Raw genomic sequence first — 13,010 nt, 5'->3', positions numbered from 1 at the left:
GGCCGGGTGCCGCTCGCCCCCGCGCCGCCCAGCCCCGCCGCCCTCCCCTCCGACGCCAAGCCGAACCGGCGCCATCCAGCCGACGCCGGTCGACCCTTTGCCGACCAGCCCGGCGCCAGCCGAGCCCGCGCAATGCGCCCCCGGCGCCAGTCGGCCCCGAATCGCTCACCCCGACGCCAGCCGGCGGCGAACCGCTCGCCCTGGCGCAGCCGACCCGCGCAGCCAACCCCGCACGCCCTCAACCCGACCCAGCCGCCGCCCCCAGGTAGCTCACCCAGAACCAGGCTCCCCCGGTTCGCTCGGCGTCGGCGTGGAGCCCGGGTCCGTCGGAGTCGGGGCCGTCGGGGTGGGCTCGGGGTCCGTCGGGGTCGGGGGTGGGCTGCTGGGCGGGGCGGTCGGGGTGGAGAAGGTCGGGGTCGGCTCGGGTTCGGTGGGTCCCGGGTCGGTCGGCGGTGGGGTGCGCGTCGGCGTCGGGCGGGGCGCGGTCGGCGTGGGCGCGGTGCCGTAGCCCTCGATGGAGACGACCGCCCCGGCCGGGGAGACCGCCACCCGCGCGCTCCAGTGGCCGGACGGCTCGCGCAGATGGTCCACGTACACCTTGATCGTCAACGACTCGCCGGGCTGGAGGGTTCCCGCGGCGCGGCTGAGGTAGAGCCAGGTCGCCGCCGTGGACGCGGACCAGCTCACCGGTGTGTCGCCGGTGGCGGTGAGGGTGATGAGGGTGGTGTCGCCGCTGTTGGCCGCGGTGACCTCCATGCGGGCGGCGCCCTGGTGCCCGGCGCCGGACACGCTGAGCACCTGGACGGAGACATCGGGGCGGTCGCCGGTGCCGAAGCGGTCGGGGCGGTCGCCGGCGCTGCCCGCGTTCTGGTAGCCGGAGCCGGTGCCGTCGAGGCCCCCGGGACCGTCCTCCTGGGTGGCGGTCGCGCCGGGGCCGCCCTGTCCGTCGGCCACCGAGGGGGCGCCGCGGTAGGCCGACCACAGGGCGATCACGGGCGCGGCGACGACCGTGGCGACGACGGTCGTGGTGACGGCACGCGCGCGGATGCGGTCCCTGCGGGCCGCGCGGTCCTTGGGGTCCATCGGGAAGCCACGCCGGTCGTAGCGCGGTACGGCGGCCCCCCGCGCGCGGGTGTGGTGGGCCAGCGCCCGGTGGAGCGCCGTACGGGGCGCCCCCAGGACGGGCAGCTCGGCGGGGGTGACGGTGGCGCCGGGCCAGCGGCCGGGGACCGCGCGCTGGGCGGTCCGGCGGCAGCGCGGGCAGTCGTCGACATGGCGGACGAGTTCCCGGCGCAGGGTCGTGCTGAGCACCAGCTGGTGGTCGCCGGTGAGGCGGGCGACGCCGGGGCAGCCGCCGGTCTCGACCACGGCGAGCGCCGCGCGGGTGCGTTCCACCTCGCAGGCGGCGGAGGCGAGCAGTTCGCGGGCGGTGGCCAGGTCCATGCCGAGCACGGCGGCGACCTCATGGGCGGCCAGATGGTGGCGCACGGCCAGTTCGAGGGCCTCGCGCTGCTCCGGGGAGGTCCCGGCGGCCTCGGGCCAGGCCAGCAGGGCCAGTTCGCGGCGCCGCAACTCCTGCACCTCCTCCGTGACGGGCGGCTGCGCGGGGGCGTGCACGCCGGGGTGCGCCGGGGTGTGGGTGCCGGAACGCGCCGAGGCGTGGGCCGCGGGGAGCTGTGCGCCGGGGTGCGCCCGGCCGGAGGCATGCGTGCCCTGACGTTTCTGCTTGGCCTCGGCCAGCTTGCGCAGACAGGTCCAGCGGGCCAGCGCGTACAGCCAGGCGCGCCGGTCGCCGGGGGCCTCCGGGGCGCGGGTGCCGCGGCGCTCGGCCAGCGCGAGGGCGTCGCCGAGGGCGGCGGTCGCCGTGTCGTGGTCGCACAGGACGGAGAGGCAGTAGGTGAACAAGCCGTCCAGATAGGGCTCGTAGCGCGCGGGTGGGCGCTGCGCCAGCGTGCGCGCCGCAGCGCGGTCACGTGCCTCCCTGCGCGCCCGGTGTGCGCCAGTGGTGCGGGTCGCTGTCTGCTGGCTGCTGGTCATCACTCGTGGACCGTAGGGGGCGCGCGACGGCCCCTTCTCCCACCTTGAGCACATTTAATCCGTACGGGTGAAACGATCCCTCAATGGGGGACAGGAACGGTTCGTTCCATGGCTGGTTCTTGACGGGATGGCCGAGTTTGAGGGTGGTGACGAGCAGGCGGAGGCGGGCCGCACCGCGCTTCCGCACCGGCCCCGACAAGCCTGGGGGCGGGGCCGGCCGGCCGGGCGGCACCGCGAGCGCCGGCCTCGTTGTCAGTGCCAGCGGCTAGGGTCGCCGCATGGCTGCCCGTACCAAATCCACGAAGGACCGACCGTCCTACCGCTGCACCGAATGCGGCTGGCAGACGGCCAAGTGGCTCGGCCGCTGCCCCGAGTGCCAGGCGTGGGGCACGATCGAGGAGTACGGCACGCCCGCCGTCCGGACGACGACCCCCGGTCGGGTCACCACCTCCGCCGTGCCCATCGGCCAGGTGGACGGCCGTCAGGCCACCGCCCGCACCACCGGCGTGCCCGAGCTGGACCGGGTCCTGGGCGGCGGTCTGGTGCCCGGCGCGGTGGTGCTGCTGGCGGGCGAGCCCGGCGTCGGCAAGTCGACCCTGCTGCTGGACGTGGCGGCCAAGTCCTCCAGCGACGAACACCCCACGCTCTATGTGACCGGCGAGGAGTCCGCGAGCCAGGTGCGGCTGCGCGCGGACCGCATCAAGGCCCTCGCCGACCATCTCTACCTCGCCGCGGAGACGGATCTGTCGGCCGTCCTCGGCCACTTGGACGCGGTCAAGCCCTCCCTGCTGATCCTGGACTCGGTGCAGACGGTGGCCTCCCCGGAGATCGACGGCGCGCCCGGCGGCATGGCGCAGGTGCGCGAGGTGGCCGGCGCGCTGATCCGGGCCTCCAAGGAGCGCGGTATGTCGACGCTCCTGGTGGGCCATGTCACCAAGGACGGCGCCATCGCGGGCCCGCGTCTGCTGGAGCACCTGGTGGATGTCGTCCTGCACTTCGAGGGCGACCGGCACGCGCGCCTGCGCCTGGTCCGCGGCGTCAAGAACCGCTACGGCGCCACCGACGAGGTCGGCTGCTTCGAGCTGCACGACGAGGGCATCACCGGCCTGACCGACCCCAGCGGCCTGTTCCTGACCCGCCGCGCGGAGCCGGTGCCCGGCACCTGTCTGACCGTCACCCTGGAGGGCCGCCGCCCGCTGGTCGCCGAGGTCCAGGCGCTCACCGTGGACTCGCAGATCCCGTCCCCGCGCCGGACCACCTCCGGGCTGGAGACCTCCCGGGTGTCGATGATGCTCGCGGTACTGGAGCAGCGCGGCCGGATCAGCGCCCTGGGCAAGCGGGACATCTACTCGGCGACGGTCGGCGGGGTGAAGCTCTCCGAGCCCGCCGCGGACCTCGCCGTGGCCCTGGCGCTGGCCAGCGCGGCCAGCGACACTCCGCTGCCGAAGAACCTTGTGGCGATCGGCGAGGTGGGCCTCGCGGGCGAGGTCAGACGGGTCACGGGCGTGCAGCGCAGACTCTCCGAGGCGCACCGGCTGGGCTTCACCCACGCCCTCGTACCAAGCGATCCGGGCAAGATCCCACCCGGTATGAAGGTCCTGGAAGTCGCGGACATAGGGGACGCGCTGCGGGTGCTGCCGCGCTCCCGTCGCCGGGAGGCCCCCCGGGACGAGGAGGACCGCCGGTAGACTTTGCCCAGGTCTCGCCCGTCCGTACGAACCGAGTACGTGAAACGGGACGCCGTACGGGACGCCTGAGAACCTGCGACCGGAGGAGTGCAGTGGCAGCCAACGACCGGGCAGCAGCTCCCGGAAAGTCCGGTGGGAGTGCCGGTTCAGAGGGCCTGATGCGCGCCTCGCTGAGCGCCGTGGCGCCGGGTACGGCACTGCGGGACGGCCTGGAGCGGATCCTGCGGGGCAACACCGGCGGTCTCATCGTGCTGGGCTCCGACAAGACGGTCGAGGCGATGTGCACGGGCGGTTTCGTGCTGGACGTCGAGTTCACGGCGACGCGGCTGCGCGAGCTGTGCAAGCTGGACGGCGGCATCGTCATCTCGTCCGACCTGTCGAAGATCCTGCGCGCCGGCGTCCAGCTGGTGCCCGATCCGACGATCCCCACCGAGGAGACGGGCACCCGGCACCGTACGGCGGACCGGGTCTCCAAGCAGGTGGGTTTCCCGGTGGTCTCCGTATCGCAGTCCATGCGGCTGATCGCCCTCTATGTCGACGGTCAGCGCCGGGTCCTGGAGGACTCGGCGGCGATCCTGTCCCGCGCCAACCAGGCCCTGGCCACCCTGGAGCGCTACAAGCTCCGCCTGGACGAGGTGGCGGGCACGCTGTCGGCGCTGGAGATCGAGGACCTGGTGACGGTCCGGGATGTGTCGGCGGTCGCGCAGCGGCTGGAGATGGTCCGCCGGATCGCCACCGAGATCGCCGAGTACGTGGTCGAACTGGGCACCGACGGGCGACTGCTGGCGCTCCAGCTGGAGGAGCTGATCGCCGGGGTCGAGCCCGACCGCGAGCTGGTCGTACGGGACTACGTCCCCGAGCCCACGGTGAAGCGTTCCCGCACGGTCGAGGAGGCCCTCTCCGAGCTGGACGCGCTCAGCCACGCGGAGCTGCTGGAGCTGGGCACGGTCGCGCGGGGCCTCGGCTACACCGGGTCCCCCGAGACCCTCGACACGGCGGTGTCGCCGCGCGGGTTCCGGCTGCTGGCCAAGGTTCCGCGGCTGCCGGGCGCCATCATCGACCGGCTGGTCGAGCACTTCGGCGGACTCCAGAAGCTGCTGGCCGCGAGCGTCGACGACCTCCAGACGGTGGACGGGGTCGGCGAGGCGCGCGCCCGGAGCGTGCGCGAGGGACTGTCACGGCTGGCGGAGTCGTCGATCCTGGAGCGGTACGTCTAGCCTCCGGCCCTCTCCGGTATCCCCCCGGTCGCCCCGAAGGGCGCGTGCCCCTGCGCGCGGGTCGGTCCCTCGCCCGCCCAGCACCGGTCCGCGAGCCGCTCCCGGACGCGGCCCCCGCGCGCGGGGCGGTCAGCTCCGGTCGGTCAGCTCTGCTGGGTCCGCTTCGGTCGGTTCGCTTCGCTGGGTCAGCTTTGGTCGGTCAGCTTTGGCCGGCCCGCTTTGGCTGGTCCGTTCCGCTGGAGCCGCTCCGGTCGGTCCGTTCCCGTCAGTCCGCCGTCAGTCCGCCGTCAGGACGAACGACGTCTGCACCTTGCTGAAGCCCTCGGCCTGGGCCTCGACCAGATACGTCCCGGCGGCGGCCCGCCGGGGAGCGGGGGTGGCGCACTCGGGGGCGCTGCGCTGACGGTTCCAGTCGAGGGTGTACGTGACACCGCTCCCGGCGGGCACCCGGTACAGCAGGCTGGCCGCGCCCGAGGGGCAGTCCTCCGAGGACCAGAACGTGTCGTCCTCCCCGGCCTGGGTGATCGTCACCACCGCGCCCTTGGGGCCGAGGTCCGCCTTGCAGTCGCTGGAGCCGGAGTTCCGGGCGATGAGCTGGAACTGGGGCTTCTGGTCGGGCGAGTAGGAGTTGCGGACACTGCGCACGGTCAGGGTCAAGGAGCCGGGCGCGCAATCGGGCAGCGGCGAACCCGCCGGGAGCGCGTCCCCCGTACCGACGGCCGTACCGCCCGTACCACCCGAACCACCCGTGCCGGAGCCGCCGGTACCGCCACCACTTGAGCCCCCGGAGCCTCCGGATCCCCCGGAGCCCTCGTCCCCGGCACCCGCACTGCCGCCGGTATCTCCGCTTCCGCTTCCGTCGTCACTGCCGTCGCCGGACTCGTCGCGTCCGCCCGGGGCTTGGCTGATCGCGGGTCCGGACCCGGACGGTCCCGGGGTGATGGAGGGCGCGGGGTTCTTGCTGTTGGACCCCTCGGCGCCGTTGTCGCCGTCTCCGCCGCGCGAGAGCACGATCCAGGTCGTCAGCAGCGCCAGCAGGGCGACCACGGACACGATGACGACCCTCCGTCGCCAGTAGATGGAGGAGGGAAGCGGCCCGACCGGATTGCGCAGAGATCCCACGGCGCAAACTGTACGAGAGATCCGCGCCGCCGCTCGCGCCACCCGCCGCCTCAAGGGCAACTTTTCCGGATCATCATCCCGGAAGCGCCGTTGGCCATAGCTTGCTTGATGTTTGAGTTACCTGTTCGTCGCGTTCCGTGATCATCGCACCCGCCGCCCCGGACACTCTCCGACCCGCCGATCCGCGCTCCAGCGGCGACAGTTGACGGCGGGTCACACCAACCCGGCCTCGTACGCCACGATCGCCGCCTGGACCCGGTTGCGGACGCCGAGACGCTCCAGTACGGCGCTGACGTACGCCTTCACCGTGCCCTCGACCAGATGCAGCCGGGCGGCGATCTCCGGGTTGGAGAGTCCCCGGCCGACCAGTCCGAGCACCTCGCGCTCACGGGGCGAGAGTTCCGCGACCCGCGCCCGCGCGGCGGCCTCCCGGCCGAGCCGTCCGCCCCCGGTGGGCCGGTCCGGGGTGCCCGTGCCGCCGCCCAGGTCGTCGATGATCCCCCGCGCCACCTTGGGCGACAGAAACGCGGCCCCGCGCGCGACCGCCCGCACTCCGGCGATCAGCTCATAGGGATCGCCGGACTTCAGCAGGAACCCGGTGGCGCCACCGCCCAGCGCGCGGGCCACATAGTCCCGCTCGGAGAACGTCGTCAGCATCGCGACCGCCGTCCCCGGCAGGGTGCGGACGATCTCCTCGGCGGCGGCCAGTCCGTCCAGGCGGGGCATCCGGATGTCCAGGAGCGCCACGTCGGGGCGGTGGGCGCGGGCGAGTTCGACCGCCTCGCGGCCGTCGCCCGCCTCGGCGACCACCTCGGTCTCGCCGCCACCGGCGAGGATGGCCCGCACTCCGGCGCGGACCATCGCCTCGTCGTCGGCCAGCAGTACGCGGATCATCGGGCAGTTCCTTCCTCGCGCGCGGTATCGGGGCGTCCGACGCCCGGGACCACGTCCTTGACGATCAGCCGGTTCCCGTCGTCGTAGCAGAGCCGGAAGTGGTCCACGGAGACGAGGAGTTCGCCGCTGGAACGGTAGTAGGCGCAGTCGGCGCCCGGCGGGGGCACGGGTGCGCGATCGGCGGGCGGATCGGCGACCCGCGCGGTCCGGCAGCAGGGGTTCGATCTGGGTGGCTGTCATACCGAGGCGCAGTTGGGCGTAGGTGTCGGGGCGGAGGACGGAGTGGGTCTCGGTGTAGGCGTACCAGGCGAAGGCGGTGCCGAGGAGGACGAGTCCGGCGCCACCGGCGCCCCAGAGGGCCAGCGCGGCGCGTTTTCGGGCGTGGGTGAAGGGGGTGGGGGTGAGGGCGAGGGTGGGGGTGAGGGTGGGGATGAGGGTGGGAGCGGAGGGGGCCATGCTGGAGGGGCTGTGGGCGTCGTCGTCCGCCGTGGTGCGGCCTCTCCCGGGGGCGGGCGTGAGTGGCCACGGCGGCCCGGACCGGGCGGTCCGCCTTCGGGTGCGCTGCGGGGTCCGCCCGCGGGTCCGTGCGCTGGTGCGCTGCGGGGTCCGTCCGCGGGTGCCCTGCGGGGACGGGCGGCGGGTGCCCTGCGGGGACCGCTCGGTCGCCTGCCCGGCGGCCGGTCCGTCCACTCGCTCGGCCGCCGGTTCCGGTGCCCACGCCCGTACCCGGAAGCCGCCTCCGTACGGCGCCGGACCTTCGCCTCCGCAGGGGCCCGCCTCGAAGGTGCCGCCGATCGCCGTCACCGCGGCGCGCAGGCCCAGAAGTCCTGAACCTCCTCGCGCCGGGCGGGAACTACTCTGCGTGGCCGGACCGTTGGAAACTGTGACGGCGATGCCCTGGTCCTCACCGGTCACCGTCACCACGACCGTCGCGCCGGGCGCGTGCCGGGCCGCGTTGGTGAGCGCCTCCCTCACCACGCGGTGCAGCAGCCGCCCGGTCACCCCGCCCGGCTCAGGGGTGGGCGCGGGCTGCGGACCGGCCCGTTCCCAGCGGACGGGCAGGCCGGACTCGGCCGTGCGGGCGACGAGTTGTTCGAGCGTCTCGCCCGCGGGGGCGAGCGGTGCCGGTTCGTCGTCGTCCTCGCGCAGGACGCCGATCACGCCGTGCAGCCGGTCCGTCGCGTCGGCCGCCGCCGCGCGCAGGTCGGCGACGGCGGCGCGATGGTGGGTGGGCAGGTCGGCGGCGACCTGGAGGGCGCCCGCGCGCAGCGCGATCAGGCTGAGGTCGTGGCCGAGGGAGTCATGCATGTCCTGGGCGATCCGGGCCCGTTCGCGCAGACGGGCGCGTTCCTCGGTGTGGCGCTGCTCGTCCTCCAGCCGGGCGGCGCGCAGCCAGCCGGCCTCGGCGAGTTCCCGGCCCTGGCGCCGGTGCCGTCCGGCGAGCCAGGGAAAGACACAGCAGAAGAGGAGGGTGCACATCAGGACCAGCCATTCCGGCGCCGGGTCGGCTCCCAGGTGCGCGATCCGCGCGGTTCCGGCACAGCCGACGGCCGTGAAGCAGAGGGCGGCCGGGCGCAGCGGGCGTTCCCGCAGTCCGAGCAGCAGCGCCAGGGTGGCGAGCGCGGGGGCGTACGCGAGGGTGAACAGGGCGGGTGCGGTGGCCAGGCTCAGCGCGGCGGCCAGGGCGAACGCGGTCAGCGGGGTGCGCCGCGAGACGGCGACCGCCACGCCGAGCACGGCCACGCCGGCGAGTTGCTGCCAGAGGGGGCGCGGTTCGTTCAGCCGGAGGAGTTGGGTGAGGGTGGTGGGGGTGGCCAGGGCGGCCCAGAGGGCGGTGGTGTGGAGGGGGAAGCGGGTGGGGGTGGGGGTGGGGAGGCGGGTGTGGGTGTGGAGGGGGGTGCGGGTGTGGGGCGTGGGTCGGTGCTGGGTGTCCAGCCGTGGGTCGGATCCGTGCTTGCGGGGCGGCGGTGTGTCGGATCCCTGCTCGCCGGGCGACCTGGGGGCGGTTCCCTGCTCGCCGGGCGGCCGTGTGTCGCCGGTTCCGGGGCGGCGCCCGGCTCCCCGCCGGATGGCGGTGCCGCCCTCGCCGCCCCGCCGGATGCCGGTGCCCTGCTCGCCGACTCCGCCGACTCCGCCGACCCCACCGACTCCGCCGACCCCGCCGTTCCTGCCGTCCTCGCCCTTCCCGTCGCCGATCTCGTCGCCGTTCGTGCCGTCCATCCGTACGACGCTACAAGCCGGGCGGTGGGTGTCGCCCCTGCCGATCGTCAGGTGGGGTCGTCCCCACGGGTGGCGGTTCGCCCGAGTCAGGGGCTTGGCATGGCAGGATCGGAATCGTCATGACTGCGCCCACGAAGCTCCCCCACAGCCCACTCGCCGACGCGTCCGCCGATTCCCCCCGGCCCGGCGGATCCCTCTCGCCCCAGGACCGGACCCCACTGGAAGAACAGGTATCCGGGGAGGTCCCCCGCCCGTCCCGGGGACGGGATCTGCACTCCCCTGTCATCGACTGGTTCGACGAGCACGCGCGCGACCTGCCCTGGCGGCGCCCCGAGGCCGGGCCATGGGGGGTGATGGTCAGTGAGTTCATGCTCCAGCAGACACCGGTGAACCGGGTTCTGCCGGTGTACGAGCAGTGGCTCGCGCGCTGGCCGCGCCCGGCCGATCTGGCCGCGGAGGCGCCCGGCGAGGCGGTGCGCGCCTGGGGCCGGCTCGGGTATCCGCGCCGTGCGCTGCGGCTGCACGGGGCGGCGGTGGCCATAACGGAACGGCACGGCGGGGACGTCCCGGCGGAGCACGGCCAGTTGCTGGCGCTGCCCGGGATCGGGGAGTACACGGCGGCGGCGGTGGCCTCCTTCGCGTACGGGCAGCGGCACGCGGTGCTGGACACCAATGTGCGCCGGGTGTTCGCGCGGGCGGTGACGGGTGTGCAGTACCCGCCGAACGCGACGACCGCGGCGGAGCGCAAGCTCGCGCGGGCGCTGCTGCCGGACGACGAGGCCACCGCGGCGCGCTGGGCCGCGGCCTCGATGGAGCTGGGCGCGCTGGTGTGCACGGCCAAGAACGAGGAGTGCCGGAGCTGCCCGATCGCCGGGCAGTGCGCGTGGCGGCTCGGCGGAAAGCCCGAGCACAGCGGTCCGCCGCGGCGCGGGCAGACCTACGCGGGGACGGACCGCCAGGTGCGGGGCAAGCTGCTCGCGGTGCTGCGGGAGGCGCACGGACCGGTGCCGCAGTCGGTGCTGGACCGGGTGTGGCACGAGCCGGTACAGCGGGCACGGGCGCTGGACGGGCTGGTGTCGGACGGGCTGGTGGAGCCGTTGCAGGGCGGGTTGTACCGGTTGCCGTCGCGCTGAGGGTGGCTCTGAAGGTGGCGCGCAGGTGCCTTTAGCGTGGCCTTAGATGTGGCCCTTGGATATGGCCTTGCGCGTGGCCTTACACGTGGCCTTGCGCGTGGCCTGACGAGCGGCCCTGCACGTGGCCTTACGAGCGGCCCTGCACGTGGCCTTACGCGTGGCCTGACGCGCGGCCTTGCCGGTGGCCCTGCACGTGGCCTTGCAGGTGGCGTCGAGGGTGATCGTGACGGGCTCCGTGATGGGCTCCATGACGGGCTCCGTGACGAGCTCGTCGCGGGCGCTGTCGTAACTTCCGCACCAGCCGACCGAGAGTCAGGATCCGACAAATCCCCCTTTAGCCGCAGCTTCCCGCCCAGCCTTTTATCCGATTTCTTCCTTCGTTACACAACCGACGTACAGCCGCGCGCTGTCCGCAGGCTGCCTCGCACAGTGCCGTGACAACGCCTCCGTAGCTTTCTTTCCATGCCCGGCAGGACGGGGCGACTACGGATCACAGGCGAAGAAAACACCGGTCTACAGGCGGCCCGGTGACGGGGAAGCGGGGAGGCGGTCGGCATGGCACAGGGCGAGGTGGCGCGGCGCGAAGTAGCGCGGGGCGAAGTGGCGCAGGGCGAGATCCTGGAGTTCGAGGAGTACGTCCGTACGCGGCAGGACGCACTGCTGCGCAGTGCCCGCCGGCTGGTGCCGGACCCGGTCGACGCCCAGGATCTGCTCCAGACGGCGCTGGCGCGGACGTACGGGCGCTGGGAGGGGATAGCGGACAAGCGGCTCGCGGACGCCTATCTGCGCCGGGTCATGATCAACACGCGGACGGAGTGGTGGCGGGCGCGCAAGCTGGAGGAGGTGCCCACCGAGCAGCTCCCGGACGCCAGTGTGGACGACTCCACCGAGCAGCACGCGGACCGCGCCCTGCTGATGGACGTCATGAAGGTGCTCGCCCCGAAGCAGCGCAGCGTGGTCGTGCTGCGACACTGGGAGCAGATGTCCACGGAGGAGACCGCCGCCGCCCTCGGCATGTCGGCCGGTACGGTCAAGAGCACGCTGCACCGGGCGCTCGCCCGGCTCCGCGAGGAGCTGGAGGCGCGCGATCTGGGCGCACGCGCGCTGGAGCGTGAGGAGCGGGAGCGTTGCGCGGCCTGACCGGCGCGGGGTCCACCCGGACCCGTACCCCTTTGCAGACGGCGATGGCGGCGACGGCCGCGTGTGCCGCCCTCGCCCTGTTGGTCGCGGCCTGTGGCACCGGTGGCACCGGCGCCCGGGACGAGGGCCCGGCCAACGCCGAGGCGCTGACGGGCGCCACGGCCGACCCCGGCGCCGCGGAGTCCGCGACCCCGAGCCCCAGCCCGCAGGACGCGGTACGGCTGGTCCAGGAGGATCCCAAGGTCTCCCCCGCGGTCAAGCGGGGGCTACAGCCATGTGTGGCGGACGAGTATCCGGTCGATGTGTCGTACGGCGATCTGACCGGCGGGACCGCCGACGATGTCGTGATCAATGTGCTGACCTGCGGAGACGCGGTGGGTGTGGGGTCGTATGTGTACCGGGACGAGGGTGGTGACTACAAGAATGTGTTCCTCACCGAGGAGCCGCCCGTCTACGCGGAGATAGACCGGGGCGATCTGGTCGTCACCAAGCAGGTCTACGAACGCGGCGACCCGGTGTCGAACCCCTCCGGGGAGAACGTGATCACATACAGGTGGACGGCCGGCGAGTTCGCCGAGAAGTACCGCACGCACAACGACTACGGCGACACCACCGGGGGCGAGCCGATGCCGGCCCCCGAGATCAACTGACCGCTGCCCCGACGGGGCGGCGCGGGTGCGGTGACGCGGCGGCGGACGATGACGACGTCGACGCCGGGAACGGCGCTGACGAAGACGACGCCGAAGACGAAGACGAAGACGACGATGACGATGACGACAGAGAGCACCGGATGGCTGAGCAGACCCACGTCCTGTTCGTGGAGGACGACGATGTCATCCGCGAGGCCACACAGCTCGCGCTGGAGCGGGACGGCTTCGCGGTCACGGCGATGCCCGACGGGCTGGCCGGGCTGGAGGCGTTCCGTGCCGACCGGCCGGACATCGCCCTGCTGGATGTGATGCTGCCGGGGCTGGACGGGGTCAGTCTGTGCCGCCGGATCCGGGACGAGTCCACGGTCCCGGTGATCATGCTGTCCGCGCGCGCCGACTCCATCGATGTGGTGCTCGGCCTGGAGGCCGGGGCGGACGACTATGTCACCAAGCCGTTCGACGGGGCCGTGCTGGTGGCGCGGATCCGGGCGGTGCTGCGCCGGTTCGGCCACGCGGGCGGGGCCGCCGGGCAGGCCGAGGAGCGGACCGCGGCGGCCACCGGGGGTGTGCTGACCTTCGGTGATCTGGAGATCGACACCGAGGGCATGGAGGTGCGGCGCGGTGGCGCGCCGGTCGCGCTGACCCCGACCGAGATGCGGCTGCTGCTGGAGTTCTCGGCCGCGCCGGGCACGGTGCTGTCGCGGGACAAGCTGCTGGAGCGGGTGTGGGACTACGGCTGGGGCGGTGACACCCGGGTCGTCGATGTCCATGTGCAGCGGCTGCGGACGAAGATCGGGCAGGACCGGATCGAGACCGTCCGCGGCTTCGGCTACAAGCTGCGGGCCTAGGCGGGACGGGACGGGACGGGACGAGACGGGACGCGGCGGGACTGGACGGAACGGGACGGAA

General features: G+C 73.7%; 10 protein-coding genes and 1 pseudogene. 6 read left to right on the top strand and 5 right to left on the bottom strand.

The features are described 5' to 3' along the window. Positions 1-270 precede the first annotated feature (270 nt). Positions 271-2,037, bottom strand: a complete 1,767-nt coding sequence (locus ABZX40_RS31455) for a hypothetical protein (protein ID WP_355745050.1) — start codon at positions 2,035-2,037, stop codon at positions 271-273. Positions 2,038-2,315: 278 nt separating this feature from the next. Here ABZX40_RS31455 and radA point away from each other — a divergent pair, with 278 nt between their 5' ends. Together radA and disA are read left to right on the top strand one after the other, a co-directional pair. Further along, positions 2,316-3,725 carry a DNA repair protein RadA gene (gene radA / locus ABZX40_RS31450; protein WP_355745053.1) on the top strand — a complete coding sequence of 470 codons (1,410 nt, stop codon included), beginning with the start codon at positions 2,316-2,318 and terminating at the stop codon, positions 3,723-3,725. 92 nt (positions 3,726-3,817) lie between these two features. Continuing rightward, a complete protein-coding gene (disA, locus tag ABZX40_RS31445; RefSeq protein ID WP_355745055.1) occupies positions 3,818-4,942 on the top strand; it encodes a DNA integrity scanning diadenylate cyclase DisA in 1,125 nt (374 codons plus the stop codon). 276 nt (positions 4,943-5,218) lie between these two features. On the opposite strand, the gene ABZX40_RS31440 is transcribed toward disA, so the two are convergent. The 3 genes and pseudogenes from ABZX40_RS31440 to ABZX40_RS31430 all read right to left on the bottom strand — a co-directional run. Then, positions 5,219-6,064: a hypothetical protein gene (locus ABZX40_RS31440; protein WP_355745058.1), complete on the bottom strand. Its 846-nt coding sequence runs from the start codon at positions 6,062-6,064 to the stop codon at positions 5,219-5,221. Positions 6,065-6,277: 213 nt separating this feature from the next. Beyond that, entirely contained in the window at positions 6,278-6,958 is a 681-nt protein-coding gene (locus ABZX40_RS31435) for a response regulator transcription factor (protein WP_355745289.1), read from the bottom strand. A gap of 717 nt (positions 6,959-7,675) precedes the next feature. Then, positions 7,676-8,437: pseudogene (locus tag ABZX40_RS31430) on the bottom strand (histidine kinase); the annotation flags it as partial. A gap of 860 nt (positions 8,438-9,297) precedes the next feature. Between ABZX40_RS31430 and ABZX40_RS31425 the strand changes: the two are divergent. From ABZX40_RS31425 to ABZX40_RS31415, 3 genes are all read left to right on the top strand, one after another. Then, on the top strand, positions 9,298-10,311 hold the full coding sequence (locus ABZX40_RS31425; RefSeq protein ID WP_355745061.1) for an A/G-specific adenine glycosylase: 1,014 nt from the start codon (positions 9,298-9,300) through the stop codon (positions 10,309-10,311). Positions 10,312-10,911: 600 nt separating this feature from the next. Beyond that, a complete protein-coding gene (locus ABZX40_RS31420; protein WP_355745292.1) occupies positions 10,912-11,451 on the top strand; it encodes a SigE family RNA polymerase sigma factor in 540 nt (179 codons plus the stop codon). Continuing rightward, positions 11,439-12,101, top strand: coding sequence for a hypothetical protein (locus ABZX40_RS31415; RefSeq protein ID WP_355745064.1), 663 nt, complete (start codon positions 11,439-11,441; stop codon positions 12,099-12,101). The genes ABZX40_RS31420 and ABZX40_RS31415 overlap by 13 nt, the downstream gene beginning before the upstream one ends. Here ABZX40_RS31415 and ABZX40_RS31410 read toward each other — a convergent pair. Further along, positions 12,050-12,259 (bottom strand): hypothetical protein, encoded by a 210-nt coding sequence (locus tag ABZX40_RS31410; RefSeq protein ID WP_355745067.1) that lies wholly within the window; start codon positions 12,257-12,259, stop codon positions 12,050-12,052. The genes ABZX40_RS31415 and ABZX40_RS31410 overlap by 52 nt on opposite strands. Between ABZX40_RS31410 and cseB the strand changes: the two genes are divergently transcribed. Beyond that, the gene (gene cseB / locus ABZX40_RS31405) at positions 12,242-12,949 is read left to right on the top strand and encodes a two-component system response regulator CseB (RefSeq protein ID WP_355745070.1); all 708 of its coding nucleotides are present in this window, start codon (positions 12,242-12,244) and stop codon (positions 12,947-12,949) included. The two genes, ABZX40_RS31410 and cseB, sit on opposite strands and share 18 nt — an antisense overlap. Positions 12,950-13,010: the final 61 nt, after the last annotated feature.

The organism is Streptomyces sp. NPDC004610, from assembly GCF_040609715.1.
Lineage (GTDB): Bacteria > Actinomycetota > Actinomycetes > Streptomycetales > Streptomycetaceae > Streptomyces.
Note: the sequence above shows the minus strand (reverse complement) of the source record. Positions and strands in the feature narration are given on the sequence as shown.